This is a genomic window from Vibrio sp. 16 (genome assembly GCF_963681195.1).
Classification (GTDB): Bacteria; Pseudomonadota; Gammaproteobacteria; order Enterobacterales; family Vibrionaceae; genus Vibrio; species Vibrio sinaloensis_D.
The window spans coordinates 1,561,973-1,582,116 of sequence record NZ_OY808997.1 but is presented as its reverse complement, the minus strand read 5'-3'; the positions used below and the strand labels follow the sequence as shown (position 1 = coordinate 1,582,116).

Below are 20,144 nucleotides of genomic sequence, written 5' to 3'. Positions count from 1 at the left end.
TCCGGTTAGCTTTCCCTAGCTAAGAGACGAGTTGGATAACAAATAGACCCGCCGCGACAAACATAGCAAGAAATAGAATCAACGCTGAAGCGGTTCCGGAAATAATGCCCAAATAAAAATAGAGAGTTCTATACACGATAGCAAACTGATTAAATGATAATTATTATCATTTAATCAGTTTTTCAACCTAGGTTCAAGCTGATACCATAAAACAACATCAACACTTTACTCGCTGCTATGATACCGCTGATTTATCACTCAATTTACTCGCAACTGCCGCTTCCAGAAGGGCACCGTTATCCGATTCAAAAGTACCAACTGCTTTATGAAGTCATCACTCAGCAACGAGAGTGCGACCCTAGATGGAAGCATGCATTTCAATTTGTTGAGCCGTCACCGCTATCGGCAGAATGTGTCAAGCAAGTACATTGTCATGATTATATTGATGCACTTTTTAGTGGGGCTCTACCCGCGCCTAAAATGCGGCGAATTGGCTTTCCTTGGAGTGACACTTTGGTGAGTCGTACTCTTACATCAGCGGGTGGAACCAGTGAAACCGTAGAGCAGAGTGCTAAGCACGGGGTCGCGATTCATCTCAGTGGTGGTTATCACCATGCCCACAAAGATTTCGGTAGTGGTTTTTGTTTGATCAATGACTTGGTACTTGCGGCGAAACGAGCGCTTACCTTAGAGGGGATTGAAAAAGTCATTGTTATCGATAGCGATGTGCATCATGGCGACGGGACGGCAACTTTATGTGAACAAGAAGAAAACATTGTCACGCTTTCTTTCCATTGCGATAAAAATTTTCCCGCACGCAAACCTGACTCAGATCTTGATGTTGCTTTAAGTAGAAATACGGGCGATGAGGAGTTTTTGAGCACATTTCGCTCCGTCGTGGAGATGGCTATCTCGATTCATCAGCCAGACCTTATTTTATACGATGCTGGCGTCGATATTCATCACGAGGACGAGTTGGGCTACTTTGATGTTTCTACTAAGGCGATCTATGAAAGAGATAAGTTTATGTTCTCTTTAGCAAAGGATAATGGGTTGCCGATTGCGTGCGTAGTCGGTGGTGGGTATCGAACCAATCACGGTGATTTGGTTCCAGTTCACATGCAGTTGATACACGCTGCTTACGATGTCTATGCTTGCTAACAACGAAAAAAGCCGCCAATTGCTTAGCGGCTTTTTTACGAAATGTGGCGGAGAGATAGGGATTTGAACCCTAGATACGCTATTAACGTATGCCGGTTTTCAAGACCGGTGCTTTCAACCACTCAGCCATCTCTCCGTTGTTGAAGCGAATAATATAGAGGTTTAGAAAACTTGTAAACCCTTAATTTTACTGTTTGCTTTAATTATGACCGCTTGAACACAATAAAGTATTTAACAGGCCGTTTTTTATACTTTATGAGCCACTAAAAACAAAAAAGAGAGCCGAAGCTCTCTTTTTAAGGTGTATTGGTCGGACTGACTGGATTTGAACCAGCGACCCCCGACACCCCATGACGGTGCGCTACCAAGCTGCGCTACAGTCCGATTCCGATAATGTAATAGGTTGCTATGCTTTAGTCAATCCTAACACCATGATTTAGTTACTTTTAACGTAGAAGCGCTGTAGCTCAGTTAAACCTTGCATAAGCACAGGAAGCGTTGGATTTTCGTCCTTAAGTCGCTTGTAGCTGCTATCGTAAAGTTTATAGTTGCCAAACTTATCTATCACTGTGGTGTTTTTAGTCGTGATTAACGCCAACTCGCGCGAATCTCCGGCTAAAATCCACTTTCTTGAACGTTCATCAAATAAGTTACGGCCACTACTGAAGTCATTCGGGTTAGAGGAAACACCAAGCAGATCTTGCAATAAGGTGACGGAAAGATCGAGGTGACTCGTTCTATGCTGATACTGAGTGGCTACCTTGCCTGGCCAGTGAATGACCATAGGTACCACCAATTGATATTGGCTGTAGTTGGAGTTAGCTCCCCAACTATTCGTGTTGGTCTCGTTAAACTCAGTACCGTGATTTGAGGTCAAGACAATGACGGTAGAGTCTGAAAGCTCAAGCTTTTCGATATAAGCAAACAACTCAGCTAGCTCGTCATCTGCGGTTTGAACGGACTTCTGATAACCAGCTTTGATCTTTTCACTGCTGGTTTGTTTTTCATCACCGCTGTCGTAGGCGCTAAAGTTGTCTAGCGTTGTTAATTCAATGAAGCTAAACCAAGGTGAATCACCTTGCTCTTGCACCCAGTTAGCCCACGCGTCAATGGCTTGCTTATCCTGAGAAAGTTCACCATTAAAAGGCACGCCGGTAAAAGGCATACCTCGGAATATGGATTCGCCGTAAATCGGATCGTCGAAGTTGTCGCCACTGAACAAGCCAAAAGCGTATTCTTTGTCTAGCAAGGTATCGACGATGATCGGTTTAGTCCCTTGTGTTTTGATGCTTGGGGCGTAAGCACTTGGTAATCCGTAAAACAGGCCAAACACACCAAATGAATCATTACTTGAACTGTAGTGATTTGAGAAATTGAGGTTGTTGTTGGCAAACTCGTTTGCTGTTGGCATCCAATCGGCGTTTAATGCGTCGCCACGAAGGTTGTTGACGCTAATGACTAAAACATTAAGTGGGTTAGCGCGACGACTAAATTCGAGCGCTTCAAGCGGGTAGCTAACGAGCTCTGTGTTTTGTTCTTTATTTTGCTGCAGGCGCTCCAAGTACTCTTCTCGGTCCAGTAAGCCGTGACGCTCCATAAACGATTTTGCTGTCATCGGGTAGGAGAGCGGAAAGTTCGCACGTTGCGCAGTAATCGGATTGTAAAAGTAGGCATCGGCCCACACGTAAATCAAGTGACTTGAAATAAAGCTGACAAAGAAGAGTGCAGCCAATGGACGCCCAACATGCTTGTGAGAGAGCTTGCGTTGTTTTCTCCATACCCACTCAGACAAGCCAAGTTGGAGCATAAAGATAAGTGGCATTACGATAAATAGATGCTGTAAGTCCGCACTGACACGAGACTTATCATCATTGAACAAGACTTCCCAAACCACGGGGGTTAAGTGGAGGTTAATCGTTTGATAGGCCTGAGTATCAATCAGTAACAGCGTAAGCCCAAGTGTGGCAAAGCAGACGGCAATCAGTCTAAACAGCTTTCTTGAGGGAACAAGAAATGTCAGCGGGAACAATACTAAAAGGTAGAGAGCGAAGACAAGAAAGCCAAAGTGGCCGACCCAAGACATCGCCAAATAAAACTGGCCGAGCAAAGTTTCTGGCCAAGGTGATTGAGTGATATAACGGGTGCCGATCAACATTGCTGCGATAATGTTGAAGAAGGCAAACCAGTGCCCCCAACCTACCAAACGTGATACACGTTCGCCGTATGTGTTTCCGCTATCTACCATGTATGTGTTCTATTTATTTGCGATTAGTGTGATTTTTCTTCAATCGAAGAAATAAGTGCTTGTGCAAATTTTTCAGCAATTACTTTGCGTTGTGAAGGTGCAACATCTTGATTTAAGACATTGGTAGCGATATTGCCTGCAATCATCAGAGAAAGCTCTGGTGATGCCGCATGTTTTTCAAGCACAATCGCGATCTCTGTAAGAATCTTCTCAACGGTCTCGTCGCTGTATTTAGATGTAATCGGCATAAGTGTTCTAATGTTGATAATAAAGCGGCTTATGATAACCTACAATGCCACGCAACTGAAACCTATGCAGCGATAAATTTCATCATGAGCCTTCAACTATCCAACGTTATTCTTCATCAACTGCAAAAAAACGATTCAGACGAACTTATCGTTAATTTTAGAACCGATTCTCTTGCCAATGATGCTTCTACTGAAAACCTGATTGCTGAACTGCACCGAGTGTTTCACTCCAAGGCGGGCAAAGGCTTTGGCTCGTTTAAATCAGACAGCGAATTTCAACAGTGGTTGCAGCAAATGCGCAAAGGAGAGCTTGGCTTCTATGACTTTTCGCAAAGCAGCGCGACTCGTTTAAAAGAAGAATTGTCAAAGTATCCGTTTGCAGATGAAGGTATCTTGGTGATTGCCGAGTATCAATCGTTGGCAACAGATTATCTTTTTGTAGCCATCATTCCATCTAACCAAAGTTTGAAAGTGACAGAAGGTTTGGACATCAGCGCGACGGACTATTTAGACCTGAGCAAAATGGACATCGCTGCGCGTATCGACTTGACCAGTTATGAAACGGACAAAGAGTCTAATCGCTACCTCGCCTATATCAAAGGCCGAGTAGGGCGCAAAGTGGCGGATTTCTTCCTAGATTTCTTGCAGGCTGAAGTCGGACTGGATACTAAGCAGCAAAACCAAGTATTGATGCAAGCTGTCGAAGACTTTTGCGCGGACTCAAAACTCGAAAAAGACGAAGTGATCAGCTACAAAAAACAAGTGGCAGACTACTGTAACGAACAGATCAAAGCTGGCGATGAAGTACAGGTACGAGAGTTATCGGGAGAGCTGCCTTCTTCTCAAGACGGTACCAGCTTCTTAGATTACACCCAAGAGCAGGGATACGAACTGGAAGAGAGTTTTCCGGGGGATCGTACGACAGTGCGTAAATTGACTAAGTATGTGGGTGCGGGTGGAGGACTCAATGTCAGCTTTGACAGCCTTTTACTTGGCGAACGTATTTTTTACGATCCAGAAACGGATACCCTTACCATTAAAGGGACGCCGCCCAATCTTCGCGATCAATTGACGCGTAACCGCTAAGCCTCAGAATATAGGACTAGGCGCAATTAATTAGTGCTTAGTCCTACCTTTCCTCCCGATAACGTATATTCTTGTATTCATAGCAATTTGTTGAAATAGGTATTGCATGGAACGCAAGTGGTTGAAGTTAGGCCTAGTACTTTCGTTACTTTGGCTCCTCGCTTTGGTCGGGATAGGAAGTAGCTACCGCACTGTAGAGTCAAGTCGGCTGCAAGTGGAAGAGCTCGGCTATGGCATTGATAGCCTGAGAAGTTCGCTCATTTACGCCGCGCCGTATCGAACTAAAATGGTCGAGCGCCAAGCGTTGGATTTGCAGCTCATTTATGCCCTTCGGCTTCAGATTGACGCCTTCTATCAAAAAAGTTGGCTGATGCCCGATCTCAATCAACTTCTATTCTCCACCGATCGTTTTATCGAGCAGGCGCAGGCTTATCTCGATAATGAGTTAGCAGTCCAAAAGCTAGCCAATACCATTCGCCAAACTCGAACCCAAGACACCAATTCTGAGGCGCTCTCAAACAAGTACTTCCAATTAAGTGCCAATGTGTTTGAAGCTATGTACCTCTCAGAAAAAGCCAATGCTGAAATATTCCGCCATGTGGATAAGATATATCAAGAGTCCACGACGCTTGAGCCTCCGCAGCGTCAGCAACTACAGAAGGTATTGGTTGATGTTTCGCAAGTACTCAGTAGCTACGCTCAAGGCTCCTATTTGGTTGACAAGCTGATTTCTCATGATGTGTCTAATCACATCTCGGCGCTTGAGATTGACTACCGTACGCTATTGCGTCACCACCTTATTGCTGCGGTAGGGTTAACGCTACTTACCATGACGGGTTTCTTAGTCTTACTCTTTTTAGCTCAGAGCAGCCCTAATTCCATGTCAAACATCGAGATTGAAGAGAGTGAACCTCCGGTTGCCAAACCCGTTGTCTCAGTAACCAACTCGCCCAAAGTGGTTGAGGCAGAGCCGCAAATAAACTTCGATGTCATGCTCAGTTCCTTAAATGGTGATGTTGAATCGGTGTGTATGTTATTAGAAGTGTTTGTCGCCGATCATGCGGATGATGTGAATGAAATCACCCGTTTGCTTACCGATTCCCCTGAAGATGCGCAAAGAAAAGCGCACAGTTTGAAAGGGGTCGGTGGGAACTTAGGGGCGCATAAACTTAGAGAAGCCGCGGCTAAAGTCGAGGCTGCAATCCAACAAGACGTTTCACAGATTTCTGGTTTGTTGGATGAGTTAAATGAGTGTTTGACCATCGCGATTCAGGAAGCGAAAGCATTCTTAAAAGAAAACCAAAGCTAGTTGTTTGCTTCCAATAAGAAGAGCGCCTTTGTGGCGCTCTTCTTTGTTTGTAGGTAGTGAAATTAAGCCGTTTGATTTTGGTATTGGGCTTCTTCTTCAGTTGCGGGCGCGGTTGGCTCGCACTTATCAACAAACCATCCCATGTAAGAGGTTATGATGGTGACGATGATACAAACGAAACTCAGCCACATAAAAGGTGCGTATGAGAGCGTAGCAACGCCCAAGATACTTGCCATGTAAATGCCGTTGTCACTCCAAGGCACCATACCCGACGTCAATGTCCCACCAAATTCCGCGTTACGAGACAGGTTTTTACGCTTGTAGCCTAAGCGGTCGTAGTTTTTCGCACAGATTTTTGGTGTCAGAATCAATGATACATACATTGCTGAACCAAAGACGTTACCCATAAACGCGGTACCAATGGTGCTGGTTGCGAGAGAGCCAGCACTTTGAACACGGCGCTCAAAGAGTTTCGCTATCGTTTCTAGCACACCGACTTTATCCAGTAGTCCACCGAAACCTAAACCGAAGACGATCACAGCAACAGACCCAAGCATGGACGACATACCACCACGATTTAAGATCGAGTCAATGAAAGTGACACCAGATTCGATTTCAAATGGCGCCCAAGCAGTGTTGAACGCTTGTAAGAAGTCTACGTCTTGAATCATTACTGCCCAGATAATGCCGAGTAGAGAACCGAAGCTAATTACAGGGAAAGATGGCATACGCATCGCAAGTAATCCAAGTACGATAATGACCGGTACAAACGAGTAAGGTGTGATGTAGAACTGTTGTTCCATCGCTTGGATAACAGACTGAACTTGAGACATGTCGACGTTACCCGCGTAATGGAAGCCAAATGCGGTAAACATGATACCTGTGATGATGTAGCTGATAAGCGCAACAGGCAGCATTCCTTTGATGTGCTCCATTACCTCAACATTCGACATTGAAGACGCAAGAATCACCGAGTCTGACAATGGCGACATTTTATCACCGAAGTAGCATCCTGATAGTACCGCACCTGCTGTGATGGGTGCTGGCACGCCAAGCCCTTGGCCAATACCCATCATCGCAATGCCGGCGGTGCCCGCTGCACCCCAAGAAGTACCAGTGGCGAGGGCCGTCAATGAACAAATGATCATAGTCGCAAGAAGGAAAATAGAAGGATGAATTGCTTTTAGACCATAGTAAATGATGGTTGGAACAATGCCGCCGGAAATCCAAGTACCCACTAATGCACCAACTGCAAGAAGAATAAGTACCGCGCCAAGTCCGTTAGAAATACCGTTTAGGGCCGCTTTTTCAAGCTCTTTATATTGGTGGCCTAAACGAATACCCAGCACCATGATGATGAACCAGCCAATATAGAGTGCAAGTTGAATGGGTAGATCTAATTGGGCAGTAAATGAAAACGCCATCAATAGAAACAGTCCGAGGGAGACAATAACCTGCATCAAGCTTGGCAGACGGGGGGTAAGTTGCGTCATACAGAGCCTCTTATAAGTGTTATGAGTCAGTACAAATAGCAACTTATTTACTATTTGCTATGTGAGTGTGAACGCCTTTTAGGTGTGGGTGCACTTTACATTAGTCAGAATAATATTTCGATATAATGTGCATCTATTGTGATTCTGGTCTGCTTAGTGTGTTTTTTGTGGTTAATAATATGGTTAAACGTTAATTTTAATGGTTTGCAATGTTTGTGTTTGTAAATTTTGTGTAGCACGTGGTTTTTGTTTTTGTGGTGATTGATGAGTATTTTGGTTGGGAAAATAACAAGTGGATACAAAGTCAGCAAAATAGGTGGTTTAGCTTAGGTTGAGTCAACAAGAGCTAAAAGTTACAGATTTGATGCAATTTTCACTTGAGATTTTGCTGCGAAAATTGAATATTGGTGTATTCCCTTTTTAAATTGATTACACGGAGAGTTGAGAATGAGAGTAGGTTTAGTTGGTTGGCGTGGCATGGTTGGTTCGGTACTGATGCAACGCATGGTTGAAGAGAAAGATTTTGACCTTATCGAACCGGTATTTTATAGCACCTCTCAAGTAGGTATCCCTGCTCCCAACTTAGGTAAAGACGCGGGGCTTCTTCAAGACGCATTCGATATTGAAAGCCTAAAGCAGTTAGATGCAGTGATCACGTGTCAAGGTGGTAGCTACACCGAGAAAGTCTACCCAGCACTTCGTCAAGCAGGTTGGAAAGGCTACTGGATTGATGCGGCTTCGACTTTGCGTATGGCGCAAGACTCTATTATCACTCTAGACCCAGTTAACTTGGCGCAGATTCAGCAAGGCATTCATGGTGGCACCAATACGTTTGTCGGCGGTAACTGTACGGTGAGCTTGATGCTAATGGGTCTTGGTGGTTTGTTCGAGAAGGGCCTCGTTGAGTGGACTAGCGCAATGACGTATCAAGCCGCCTCTGGCGCAGGTGCGCAAAACATGCGTGAACTGATTTCTCAAATGGGTGTGATCAACGATTCAGTGAGTTCTGAATTGGCAAATCCGTCGAGTTCTATTCTTGATATCGACAAGAAAGTCGCTGACACCATGCGCAGCTCTTCATTCCCTACGGACAAATTTGGCGTGCCGTTAGCCGGTTCTTTGATCCCTTGGATCGATGTGAAGCGTGACAATGGCCAAAGTAAAGAAGAGTGGAAAGCGGGCGTTGAAGCGAACAAGATCTTAGGATTCCAAGATGCGCCAGTGCCTATCGACGGTACCTGTGTCCGCATCGGTGCAATGCGTTGTCACTCTCAAGCACTGACAATTAAGCTGAAGCAAAATGTGCCAATGGACGAGATCGAAGAGATGATCGCCACGCACAATGATTGGGTTAAAGTGATTCCAAACGATCGTGATATTACCGCGCAAGAGCTAACACCAGCGAAGGTGACGGGTACACTCTCTATCCCAGTCGGTCGTCTACGTAAGATGGCGATGGGTGATGACTTCCTAAACGCATTCACCGTAGGTGACCAATTGCTATGGGGTGCAGCAGAGCCACTTCGTCGTACACTTCGTATCATTCTGGCTGAAAAAGCGTAACGAAAGCTGGGCAGCAGTTCTTCGAAAGCAGTTTTAGGTGTGGACATGATAAGTACCTAGATGAATAACTGAAAAGGGTTGGCGTAGAAGCCAACCCTTTTTCGTTTCTCGCTATTCTTCAGCTACAACCCGCTTGTCAGGATCGGCGAGCTCGCTGCCACAGTGCTTACAATACAACGCGTCTGCTTCATGGCCGCTTTGGGAACAGTTTGGACATTTAACTAACGACTTGTGCGAGTTCATCTCTTGATTTAATTCCGCAGTAATAATGCCTGTCGGGACAGCAAGTATTGAGTAGCCAAGTAGCATTGTTACAGAAGCGATCGCCTTGCCGAGCGCGGTTTGCGGAATTAAATCTCCGTAGCCAACGGTAGTGATCGTCACAATCGCCCAATAGATGCTTTGAGGAATACTCGTAAAACCATTTTTAGGTCCTTCAATGACGTAAATCAGTGCGCCAAAAATAGTCACGAGAATTGCAACGGTACTAAAGAAGATAAAGATCTTACGTCTAGCCATAAGTAGCGAGCGAAGCAAGAGATTGGAGTCTTGCAGATAGCGAACGAGTTTGAGTACACGGAAAATCCGCATGATTCTCAGCGCACGAATCACGCCCATGAAAGCTGCCGAAGGGAAGAAAAATGCCAAATAGGTGGGCAATATCGCCAATAGGTCAACAACGCCATAAAAGCTCTTGGCGTAAGCGCTGGGCTTGGGCGAGCAGTAGAGCCTTAGAATATACTCAATCGTGAATAGTGCGGTAAACGTGTACTCAAGATACTTGAGCTGTGCGCCCCATACCGAGCGAATCGAAGGGATCGATTCCAGTAACAATACGATCAGTGAAGAGACAATCGCGACGATTAAAGCTAAGTCAAACGCGCGACCTGCTTTTGTGTGCGAACCAAAAATAATGATGTATAGGTGATGTCTGAGTGAGTTACGCGGCATGATAGAGCGACCAAAAATTCCATCTCTCCATCATACCGAGTTTATTTAAGTCAGGCTAATTTTAGCGCTTACGCCAACCCAGGGAATAGGTTGCGCAGACCATTTGCGATGAACTCAATGCCCAGTGCGCCCAGAATCAACCCCATTATACGAGTGATCACGTTGATCCCAGTTTGGCCAAGGAATCGAACGATCAAGGGAGCGGAACGAAACAACAACCAAGTCGAGAGCGCAAATAAAACGATAGTAACGATGATGCCAGCGGTATCAAACATGCTCGGGTAGCGAGAACCATAAACAATGGTTGAGCTAATCGCACCTGGACCTGCCATCAACGGCATCGCGAGGGGCACTACGCCAATCTGCTCTCGACTAACGTACTCTGATTTCTCTTGTTTGTTTTGCTTATCCTCACCCAACTTACCGCTCATCATTGAGAACGCAATACTCAAAAGCAGCAAACCGCCCGCAACGCGGAATGAATCGAGCGAGATACTGAACATATCCAAAAGCATTTGGCCAGCAAGCAAGGAAACAACAAGTATGATGGCGACCGCGACATTGGCCGTCACTGCCGTTTTATGCTTTTCTTCTTGAGTCATATGGCCAGTCAGTGACACGAACACCGGCATGATACCGACGGGGTTCACGGCAGCGACTAAGCCGAGAAAAAACTGCAGAAAAATAGCGATTTCGAAGGTTTGCATTAAAGGATGTCCACAGCAAAGTTAACAACAAGATTAGTACACGCGGAATATAGTCTAAAATCTGTTCGTCAACGAATGAAAAAAACTAACCTGTAAATCATTCCATTACTGAGAAAATCTAATTATTGAATAAATCGTAAATACTAATGACATACTTTGTTACGTAGAATCTGTGTCGACATCATGTTGTTTGACACAAACGTTAACATCTGCACATTTTCGATAAAAAATAAGTCGGTATGTAGAGAGAAATGCAGCTTTAGATATACTCTCAGTAGCACAAGGTTTGTGGACCACATGAAAGTTTGTGGCCAAAAAATGAAACTTTTTTACAAGATATTGTTGTTTTTCCATTTGATGCAACTGAATGCTGATATTTTGAACAATTATCTTTTGTGATCTAAATCTTTATATTTCATGTGTTTACGTGGTTTTTTGGGATTTAGATACCACTAAGTAGGTAAATAGTTTTTCAGAACTGATCTGGGTCAATTTTTTTCATAACCTGAAATAATATACTCAGCCCTGAAAGCAATTTACTAAGAAGCCTGCTTGTTTAGATAACAAAATCAGTTGAACAGTACTCTTACTAAAAAGTTTTTAATATTTGTTAATTTTAGGAGAATCCCTATGCCTGTAACTAATCTGGCTGAACTAGATGCAATGATTGCTCGCGTTAAGAAAGCGCAAGAAGAGTTCGCTACTTACTCTCAAGAGCAAGTAGACAAGATCTTCCGCGCTGCGTCTCTTGCAGCTAACCAAGCTCGTATCCCGCTAGCTCAACAAGCGGTTGAAGAATCTGGTATGGGTATTGTTGAAGATAAAGTAATCAAGAACCACTTCGCTTCTGAGTTTATCTACAACAAATACAAAGACGAACAGACTTGTGGCATCCTAGAAGAGGATGACAACCTAGGTACAATGACTATCGCAGAACCTGTAGGTATCATCTGTGGTATCGTACCAACAACTAACCCAACTTCTACTGCAATCTTCAAATCTCTAATCTCTCTGAAGACTCGTAACGGTATCATCTTCTCGCCACACCCACGTGCGAAAAACTCGACTAATGATGCAGCGAAACTTGTTCTAGACGCAGCAGTAGCAGCAGGTGCTCCAAAAGACATCATCGGTTGGATTGATCAGCCATCTGTAGAGCTTTCTAACGCTCTAATGAAGCACGACGACATCGCTCTTATCCTTGCAACTGGTGGTCCAGGCATGGTTAAAGCCGCTTACTCTTCTGGTAAGCCAGCAATCGGTGTAGGTGCAGGTAACGTTCCTGTTGTTATCGACGAAACAGCTGACGTTAAACGTGCTGTTGCTTCTATCCTAATGTCTAAGACTTTTGATAACGGCGTAGTATGTGCTTCTGAGCAGGCTGCAATCGTAGTTGACGAAGTTTACGACGAAGTAAAAGAGCGTTTCGCTTCTCACAAAGCCGTTGTTCTTTCTAAAGCAGACGCAGACAAAGTACGTAAAGTGCTTCTAATCGACGGTGCGCTAAACGCAAAAATCGTTGGTCAACCAGCGCCAGCAATCGCTGAACTAGCGGGCGTTAAAGTTCCTGCTGATACAAAAGTACTTGTAGGTGAAGGTCTTGGTAAAGTTTCTTACGACGACGCATTCGCTCACGAGAAACTATCTCCAACACTAGGTCTTTTCCGTGCTGACAACTTCGAAGACGCAGTTGCTCAAGCCGTAACTATGGTTGAGATCGGTGGTATCGGTCACACGTCTGGTCTATACACTAACCAAGACGTTAACGCAGACCGCATCCGTTACTTCGGTGACAAGATGAAGACTGCTCGTATCCTAATCAACATCCCGACGACTCACGGTGGTATCGGTGACCTGTACAACTTCAACGTTGCACCTTCTCTAACTCTAGGTTGTGGTTCATGGGGTGGTAACTCTATCTCTGAGAACGTAGGTCCTAAGCACCTAATCAACAAGAAAACTGTAGCGAAGCGAGCTGAAAACATGTTGTGGCACAAACTACCTAAGTCTATCTACTTCCGTCGTGGTAGCCTTCCAATCGCAATGAGCGACCTAGAAGGTAAGAAACGCGCGTTCCTAGTAACTGACCGTTTCCTATTCAACAACGGTTACGCTGACGATGTAGTACAGCTTCTCAAAGCTCAAGGCATCGAAGTTCAAACTTTCTTCGACGTAGAAGCGGATCCAACGCTATCTGTTGTTAAGAAAGGTGCAGAAGCAATGCAAAGCTTCCAACCAGACGTAATCATCGCTCTAGGTGGTGGTTCTCCGATGGATGCAGCGAAAATTATGTGGGTAATGTACGAGCACCCAGAAACAGCATTTGAAGAACTAGCAATGCGCTTTATGGACATCCGTAAACGTATCTACAAGTTCCCTAAAATGGGTAAGAAAGCTGAGCTTGTATGTATCACTACAACTTCAGGTACGGGTTCAGAAGTTACTCCATTCGCGGTTGTTACTGACGACGAGACAGGTGCTAAGTACCCACTAGCTGACTACGAAATCACGCCAAACATGGCTATCGTTGATGCTAACCTAGTAATGAACATGCCTAAGTCTCTAACAGCATTTGGTGGTTACGATGCAGTAACTCACGCTCTAGAAGCTTACGTATCTGTTCTTGCTAACGAATACTCTGATGGTCAAGCTCTACAAGCACTTAAGATGCTAAAAGAGTACCTACCTTCAAGCTACGCGAACGGTGCTGGTGACCCAATCGCTCGTGAGAAAGTACACAACGCGGCAACTATCGCTGGTATCGCGTTTGCGAACGCATTCCTAGGTGTTTGTCACTCTATGGCGCACAAGATTGGTGCTGAGTTCCACCTACCACACGGTCTGGCGAACGCACTACTAATCTCTAACGTTGTTCGTTACAACGCGAACGACAACCCAACTAAGCAGACTGCATTCTCTCAATACGACCGTCCACAAGCACGTCGTCGTTACGCTGAAGTTGCTGACCACCTAGGCCTAAGCCAAGAAGGTGACCGCACTGCTCAGAAGATTGAACGTCTACTAGCATGGCTAGACGAGCTAAAAGCTAACCTAGACATCCCGATGTCTATCCAAGCGGCTGGCGTGTCTGAAGCTGACTTCGTAGCGAAACTAGACGAACTAGCTGTTGAAGCGTTCGATGACCAGTGTACAGGTGCTAACCCACGTTACCCTCTAATCACTGAGCTGAAAGAAGTTCTACTAGCTTCTTACTACGGTAAAGCATTCGTTGAAGGTGAAACTTTCGAAGGTACTACGGTAATCAAAAAGAAAGCAGACCAAGAAGCAGCGAAAGCGCCTAAAGCTAAGAAAGCAAAAGCTGACGCATAAGTAAGACGTTAGTTATGAGATAAGTTTTCGCTAGCACGACACTTATCTATCGGGAAAAGATAAAGCCCCAGTCGAATGACTGGGGCTTTTTTTGTGCCATGTGATTTTGGTGCTGTTGTCGATAAAGTGGCTAAGAACTTAGAATAGCTAACGGCAATAGGAAGTGGATGGTGATTGAACCATGGTCTGTGGCTAGGGATCTGTCTTTAAGTCGCTTGCGCGTGCAAAACTAGCGAGTGCAGGGTTTGGTCAGTATGGGTACCTGAGGGAAGGAACAGGTAGAAAAAAACCGACGTTTTCTCGTCGGTTTTTGTGGTTATTTGCTTATAAAGAAGAGTTATTTTTCGTCTTCAGGAAGCTTAACATTCAGCTCAAGGACTGAAATGTCATCATCTTTATGTTCAAAAGAAAGGTCGACCATGGAAGGGTCTACGGCAACGTACTTGCCGATCACTTTCAGAATGTCTTCTTTTAGTTGTGGTAAGTAAGATGGCGCTGGGTCACCTTGACTACGACGCTCTGCAACAATAATTTGCAGACGTTCTTTGGCTAAGTTCGCAGAGCTTTTTTTCTGCGGGCGGAAGAATTCAAGTAATGACATGCCGATTTAGCCTCCAAATAGTCGTTTAAAGATTCCTTTCTTCTGTTCGGTCAGGAAGCGGAAATCCACTTGCTGGCCAAGCAGGCGCTCGACTGTGTCGTCGTAAGCCATGCCCGCATCAGATTGCTCATCAAAAATGACAGGTACACCTTTGTTCGACGCATTTAAAACCGCTTGGCTCTCTGGGATAACTCCTAGCAAACCAATGTGCAGAATCTCTTCAACATCTTCAACACTGAGCATCTCACCTTGTGTCACGCGCGCAGGGTTGTAGCGTGTCAGCAATAAGTGTTGTTTCACCGGCTCAAGGCCTTCTTCAGCACGGCGTGACTTAGAGTCCAAAATACCTAAAATGCGGTCTGAGTCGCGAACAGAAGAGACTTCAGGGTTTGTTGTTACGATCGCCTCATCTGCAAAGTATAGCGCCATGAGAGCGCCTTGCTCGATACCTGCAGGAGAATCACAGATCACAAAATCAAAGCCCATTTCGTCAAGCTCATCAAGCACGCGGCGCACGCCCTCTTTAGTTAGAGCGTCTTTGTCACGTGTTTGCGAAGCTGGAAGAATAAATAGGTTCTCAGAACGTTTATCTTTGATCATCGCTTGATTGAGTGTTGCTTCACCGTTGATGACGTTAACAAAGTCGTAGACGACGCGACGCTCGCAACCCATGATTAAATCGAGGTTGCGCAGGCCGATATCAAAATCGATTACGGCGGTTTTCTTTCCTTTCATCGCTAAGCCAGAAGCGATAGCAGCGCTTGATGTGGTCTTACCTACACCACCTTTACCTGACGTTACAACAATAATGCGTGCCATTATCTGTTCCTTATAAATCTTAAATCGTTAACAACTCGAATCGAAGCGAGTCATCATCCAAACTAAACATGATCTTTTGTTGCCAATATTCATCAGCAAATTGTTCTGTCAACCAATAATGACCTGCGATAGACATAAGTTCAGCGTTGAGCTTATTGCAGATGATGACCGCTTCTTTGTTGCCATTCGCTCCTGCGATTGCGCGTCCACGGAGTGTTCCGTGAATGTGAATGGAACCATCTGCAATGACCTCAGCACCTTCGCTGACATGATTAAGCACCACGAGATCACTATCTTTTGCGTAAATTTGTTGACCAGATCGCACCGGCGAGCGGACAATTTTGGTTGGCGCCATTTTAGCGGGCGCTTGGCTCGGCGACTTACTCGCAGACATAATGGCAAAAGACGCCTCACTGGCGAGATTTTGCGTTCGCTTGTCTTTACAGCCAGCAACACCAACCGGAATCATACCAGCTGCGGAAATTCCGTGCTTCAGTGCATGAAAGTCAATATCGCCTTCCACCTTAGCAATGTTGATTACCACAGGGGCATTGGCAAAAAAAGTCGGTGCCTGCTCGACTTTCTCATTGAGGAATTTGACCGTTTTTTCCACATCGTTGTCACTAAGGTGTAAAACGGACAATGTGAAGCTACTGCCTTTTAGGTCTGGTGAATGTGACATCTTTTACTTACAACCTCGTAAGGGCGTTGCCTGAGACTAGGGTTGTCATGTTATATTCCCACAATAAGCTCAGCAAGTTATCTTGCGCTCAATTGAGTGTTTTGCTCTCAAAAATAGCGAAACACTGACGTTCATTGAATAGAAACGGACAAAAGGCTCCCCATGCTTTGTGCAATTTACAAAAGTTCTAAAAAAGAAGGCGCTTACCTCTACATCCCTAAAAAGGACGATTTTTCACAAGTTCCTGACACATTGATGCAGATGTTTGGCAAACCTATTATGGTTATGGTGATCAAACTTGACGGGCGCCAGCTGGCATCAGTCGATATCGATAAAGTGAAACAGTCACTTGAAGAAGAAGGTTTTTTCCTTCAGCTTCCGCCACCGCCGAAAAATTTGCTTGATGAATACAAAGAGCAGAAAAAAGCGCGTCAACAGTCCGAAGAAAAATAACGAAACGGACGCCAAAACCTTGCTCAAGGAGGGCAATGTGAAGAAATTATTGTCAGTCGTATTAGGTGCCACTATTGCCAGCTCTGTTTGGGCAAACGAGCAGAGTTTTGAGCAATACGTTGATGGATTAAAACAAGAAGCCAGAGAACACGGCATTTCTGAACAGGTGATCTCTGCAGCTTTTTCAGATGTAACTTATAAGCCTCGCGCCGTAAAAGCGGATCGCAACCAGCCAGAGAAAAAGCTCACGCTGGATGAGTACATTCCGCGGGCAGTGCCAGATTGGAAAGTTAAGCAAGCCAAAGAGCTCTACGAAAAGCATTACGAGACTCTTTCCCGTATTGGTGATGAATATGGCGTTCAGCCACGATTTATCGTCGCATTGTGGGGAGTAGAGAGCAATTTTGGCCGCTTCACTGGCAATTACAGTGTAATAGATGCGTTATCCACCATGGCTTATGACGGCCGCCGTGAAGCGTTCTTCCGTAAAGAAGCAATGGCGGCACTGCAGATCCTTGAAGAAGGCCATATCCCAGTTGAAGATTTTAAAGGCTCATGGGCTGGGGCGATGGGGCAGTGTCAGTTTATGCCAAGCTCCTTCTTAGCGTTCGCCGCTGATGGTAACGGTGATGGTAAGAAAGACATTTGGCAGACCGAAGCGGATGTGTTTGCATCTGCCGCGAATTATCTGAGCGAATCTGGCTGGGGCGATAAATATACTTGGGGACGTCAGGTCAAATTACCCCAAGGTTTTGATACCAGTATCCAAGGTCGCAGTGAAGAGAAAGGGAAATATCTTCAGGAGTGGAGCAAGCTAGGCGTGACTCGTTACGATGGCCGTCCATTACCAAAACTGGATGACGATATTAAGGCTTGGTTGATCGCCCCGGATGACGCAAACGGCCGAGTCTACCTTGTTTATAATAACTACAATGTGCTGATGAAGTGGAATCGCTCTTACTATTTCGCCCTAGCGGTTAGCCATTTGGCCGATAGAATTGTACTTTAATTATCGAGAGGGGCTCATAGGAGCTCCTTTTTTGTTTTGGAGTTTTTGTGTTATCAGAACGCGCGATGCAGATGGTGGTGTTTGCCGCCTTGCTCACTCATAAAAATTTTACCGCTGCGGCGCGCAGCCTGGGTGTTTCTGTTTCTCATGTGAGTAAACAGTTGGCACAGCTTGAAGAGTCGCTCGGTGTTAAATTGGTTCAACGCACTACGCGAACATTTACTCCAACGGAAGCAGGCGAAAATTTTTATCACCATTGCCAAAAAGTTGTGCGAACGATTGAAGAAGCGCAGCGAGAAGTGGAAAGCCAACGCGATGAAGTGGCAGGGCTGATTAAAATTGGCTTGTCGCAGTCATTTGGCACCCTTCATATTCTACCCGCCATTGACGATCTCAGAGTTCGTTACCCGAACCTGCAAGTCGAGATGCATTTGTTCGACTATCGCGTTGATATGCTCCAAGAAGGGCTGGATTTGTGGATAACCAACAACGAAACCTTACCTGAAGGTTATGTGGCGCAAAGGTTAGCTGATAGTCGATTCGTCGTAGCTGCATCACCAGATTACTTGGTTAAGCATAGTACGCCTCATCACCCAAATGAGCTTGTGCAGCACAATTGTCTGATTTATCGCAGTTGGGAGCGAGACTACACAAGCTGGGCGTTTTCGAAACCGGAAGAGCAACTGAATGTAAAAGTGTCAGGCAACTACTCGGTGGACCTTGCTGAAGCGGTTCGAGATGCGGCCGTAGCAGGGTGGGGAATTGCTTACTTAGCGACGTACCTAATACGAGATGAGTTCAAAAATGGGCAACTGATACAGCTTCTTCCTGATTGGCAAGCGAGCCAAGATATGCCTTTTTATGCCGTCTACCCTAGTCGTCGATACTTGCCGACCAAAACCGCCGCGGTGATCGAGTTTATCAAACAAAAAATCGGTGCTCCTTGCCATTGGGATAAGCGATTAGCGCCGTATTTGCAGGGGTTCAAGTCGTGAAAGCGACTCACGATATTGTTTCTGTTTTCAGAAACATCTTTTCTAAATGGAAATAATAAACAAGAGCAAACGTTTAAACTGATTAAAAACAGCATGTTATATCCATGGTGATTAATTGCGCAATGGAAAGTACACTCCATTAACAACTGTGATTTGCATCTCATTTTTAAGCGAATATTATCCGACGCCAATCTTGTTCCCCCAATTTTGTCGGATCTTTTATGAATTCTATTCTTGGTATCGTAGCCATCTTGTTTTTAGCATGGCTACTTTCTACAAACAGAAAAAGTATCAACCTTAAAACGGTATCGCTGGCGTTTGCGCTTCAAGTTTCTTTCGCATTGCTCGTCTTGTATGTCCCTGCGGGAAAAGATGCACTTAATAGCGTGACGGGCGCGGTGTCTAACTTAATCAATTATGGCCAAGAAGGTATAGCGTTCTTATTTGGCGGCCTTGCAACGGGTGGCTTTACCTTCGCTATCAATGTATTGGGCATCATCATTTTCTTTTCCGCGTTGATTTCCGGTTTATACCACATTGGAGTAATGCCAAAAGTGATCAACTTGATCGGTGGTGGGCTCCAAAAGTTACTAGGAATCGGTCGTGCAGAATCACTTTCAGCAACGGCGAACATTTTTGTTGGCATGATTGAAGCGCCTCTTGTTGTTAAGCCGTACTTAAAGCACATGACGGACTCTCAGTTTTTTGCTGTGATGGTTGGTGGTCTTGCTTCTGTCGCTGGTGGTACGTTGGTGGGCTACGCATCACTCGGTGTTGACCTTAACTTCCTAATTGCAGCAGCATTTATGTCAGCACCTGCGGGTCTTTTGATGGCGAAAATAATGGTGCCAGAGACACAAACCGCAGACGCAGAAATAGACATGAACAATGTCGAAATGCCACGCGCGACCAATGTGGTTGAGGCGATGGCAGACGGCGCGATGGCGGGTTTACGTATCGCCGTTGCGGTTGGTGCAACCTTACTGGCGTTTGTTAGTGTGATTGCCATGCTAAACGGTATGCTCGGTTGGGTTGGTAGCCTGATGGGAATGGATCTCAGCTTTGAGCTAATCTTGGGGTATCTGTTTGCTCCTGTCGCGTGGCTGCTTGGCGTTCCTTGGAATGAAGCGATTACCGCAGGCTCTTTGATTGGTAACAAAATCGTGGTTAACGAGTTTGTTGCATTTATTCAGTTAATGGACGTTAAGGCCCAACTGAGTGAGCATTCACAAGCAATTGTCACTTTTGCTTTATGTGGATTTGCCAATATTTCAACGATGGCAATGTTGATTGGCGGTTTAGGTAGTGTTGTTCCTGAAAAGCGCCCGTTTATTTCTAAATTCGGCTTTCGAGCGATTGCCGCAGGTGTGATGGCGAACTTAATGAGTGCGTCGATTGCGGGCGTTATCTTGAGCCTATAAGCATTGCGAACAGTATTTACCAATGCTCTAAGCACCACGAATTAAGTAAACATTAAAAAGGGGTTGATGTG

At 45.2% G+C, this 20,144-nt stretch carries 17 protein-coding genes and 2 tRNA genes; 9 read left to right on the top strand and 10 right to left on the bottom strand.

Annotation, left to right across the window (positions count from 1 at the left end; genetic code table 11):
• Nucleotides 1-237: 237 nt before the first annotated feature.
• Entirely contained in the window at nt 238-1,161 is a 924-nt protein-coding gene (locus U9J37_RS06945; RefSeq protein WP_005473335.1) for a histone deacetylase family protein, read from the top strand.
• Between the two features lie 45 nt (nt 1,162-1,206).
• On the opposite strand, the gene U9J37_RS06940 is transcribed toward U9J37_RS06945, so the two are convergent.
• From U9J37_RS06940 to U9J37_RS06925, 4 genes are all read right to left on the bottom strand, one after another.
• Nucleotides 1,207-1,297: transfer RNA gene (locus U9J37_RS06940), tRNA-Ser, on the bottom strand.
• A 171-nt stretch (nt 1,298-1,468) separates the two neighbouring features.
• Nucleotides 1,469-1,545 (bottom strand) — tRNA-Pro (locus U9J37_RS06935).
• A gap of 52 nt (nt 1,546-1,597) precedes the next feature.
• Entirely contained in the window at nt 1,598-3,406 is a 1,809-nt protein-coding gene (locus U9J37_RS06930) for a DUF3413 domain-containing protein (RefSeq protein ID WP_005473324.1), read from the bottom strand.
• Between the two features lie 23 nt (nt 3,407-3,429).
• Nucleotides 3,430-3,654, bottom strand: coding sequence for a YejL family protein (locus U9J37_RS06925; protein WP_005473334.1), 225 nt, complete (start codon nt 3,652-3,654; stop codon nt 3,430-3,432).
• 84 nt (nt 3,655-3,738) lie between these two features.
• On the opposite strand from U9J37_RS06925, the gene yejK reads away from it, so the two are divergent.
• Nucleotides 3,739-4,740 carry a nucleoid-associated protein YejK gene (yejK, locus tag U9J37_RS06920; protein WP_005473343.1) on the top strand — a complete coding sequence of 334 codons (1,002 nt, stop codon included), beginning with the start codon at nt 3,739-3,741 and terminating at the stop codon, nt 4,738-4,740.
• A 106-nt stretch (nt 4,741-4,846) separates the two neighbouring features.
• Nucleotides 4,847-6,049, top strand: coding sequence for an Hpt domain-containing protein (locus U9J37_RS06915; protein ID WP_005473317.1), 1,203 nt, complete (start codon nt 4,847-4,849; stop codon nt 6,047-6,049).
• A gap of 62 nt (nt 6,050-6,111) precedes the next feature.
• Here U9J37_RS06915 and nhaC read toward each other — a convergent pair whose 3' ends face one another.
• A complete protein-coding gene (gene nhaC / locus U9J37_RS06910; protein ID WP_038133934.1) occupies nt 6,112-7,542 on the bottom strand; it encodes a Na+/H+ antiporter NhaC in 1,431 nt (476 codons plus the stop codon).
• A 447-nt stretch (nt 7,543-7,989) separates the two neighbouring features.
• On the opposite strand from nhaC, the gene asd reads away from it, so the two are divergent.
• Nucleotides 7,990-9,105 (top strand): aspartate-semialdehyde dehydrogenase, encoded by a 1,116-nt coding sequence (gene asd / locus U9J37_RS06905; protein ID WP_005473348.1) that lies wholly within the window; start codon nt 7,990-7,992, stop codon nt 9,103-9,105.
• 111 nt (nt 9,106-9,216) lie between these two features.
• Here the strand turns inward: asd and U9J37_RS06900 are convergent, their stop codons facing one another.
• Both U9J37_RS06900 and U9J37_RS06895 read right to left on the bottom strand, forming a co-directional pair.
• Nucleotides 9,217-10,056 (bottom strand): ion transporter, encoded by an 840-nt coding sequence (locus U9J37_RS06900; RefSeq protein WP_038213492.1) that lies wholly within the window; start codon nt 10,054-10,056, stop codon nt 9,217-9,219.
• Between the two features lie 68 nt (nt 10,057-10,124).
• Nucleotides 10,125-10,763, bottom strand: coding sequence for a YchE family NAAT transporter (locus tag U9J37_RS06895; protein ID WP_005473357.1), 639 nt, complete (start codon nt 10,761-10,763; stop codon nt 10,125-10,127).
• A gap of 630 nt (nt 10,764-11,393) precedes the next feature.
• Here U9J37_RS06895 and adhE point away from each other — a divergent pair.
• On the top strand, nt 11,394-14,093 hold the full coding sequence (gene adhE, locus U9J37_RS06890) for a bifunctional acetaldehyde-CoA/alcohol dehydrogenase (RefSeq protein WP_038133939.1): 2,700 nt from the start codon (nt 11,394-11,396) through the stop codon (nt 14,091-14,093).
• A gap of 337 nt (nt 14,094-14,430) precedes the next feature.
• Here the strand turns inward: adhE and minE are convergent, their stop codons facing one another.
• Genes minE through minC form a run of 3 tightly spaced genes read right to left on the bottom strand, consistent with a single transcriptional unit; the run spans nt 14,431 to nt 16,195 of the window.
• Nucleotides 14,431-14,694, bottom strand: a complete 264-nt coding sequence (minE, locus tag U9J37_RS06885; RefSeq protein WP_005473399.1) for a cell division topological specificity factor MinE — start codon at nt 14,692-14,694, stop codon at nt 14,431-14,433.
• 6 nt (nt 14,695-14,700) lie between these two features.
• Nucleotides 14,701-15,513 (bottom strand): septum site-determining protein MinD, encoded by an 813-nt coding sequence (gene minD, locus U9J37_RS06880; RefSeq protein WP_005473329.1) that lies wholly within the window; start codon nt 15,511-15,513, stop codon nt 14,701-14,703.
• Between the two features lie 19 nt (nt 15,514-15,532).
• A complete protein-coding gene (gene minC / locus U9J37_RS06875; protein ID WP_005473340.1) occupies nt 15,533-16,195 on the bottom strand; it encodes a septum site-determining protein MinC in 663 nt (220 codons plus the stop codon).
• A 162-nt stretch (nt 16,196-16,357) separates the two neighbouring features.
• Here minC and U9J37_RS06870 point away from each other — a divergent pair, with 162 nt between their 5' ends.
• The 4 genes from U9J37_RS06870 to U9J37_RS06855 all read left to right on the top strand — a co-directional run bounded on the left by U9J37_RS06870 (nt 16,358) and on the right by U9J37_RS06855 (nt 20,073).
• Nucleotides 16,358-16,648, top strand: coding sequence for a YcgL domain-containing protein (locus U9J37_RS06870; RefSeq protein ID WP_005473359.1), 291 nt, complete (start codon nt 16,358-16,360; stop codon nt 16,646-16,648).
• Nucleotides 16,649-16,685: 37 nt separating this feature from the next.
• Complete coding sequence (locus U9J37_RS06865) at nt 16,686-17,657, top strand: lytic murein transglycosylase (protein ID WP_005473442.1); 972 nt, start codon at nt 16,686-16,688, stop codon at nt 17,655-17,657.
• A 47-nt stretch (nt 17,658-17,704) separates the two neighbouring features.
• Nucleotides 17,705-18,652 (top strand): LysR family transcriptional regulator, encoded by a 948-nt coding sequence (locus tag U9J37_RS06860; protein WP_043887128.1) that lies wholly within the window; start codon nt 17,705-17,707, stop codon nt 18,650-18,652.
• A gap of 221 nt (nt 18,653-18,873) precedes the next feature.
• The gene (locus U9J37_RS06855; protein ID WP_005473411.1) at nt 18,874-20,073 is read left to right on the top strand and encodes a NupC/NupG family nucleoside CNT transporter; all 1,200 of its coding nucleotides are present in this window, start codon (nt 18,874-18,876) and stop codon (nt 20,071-20,073) included.
• Nucleotides 20,074-20,144: the final 71 nt, after the last annotated feature.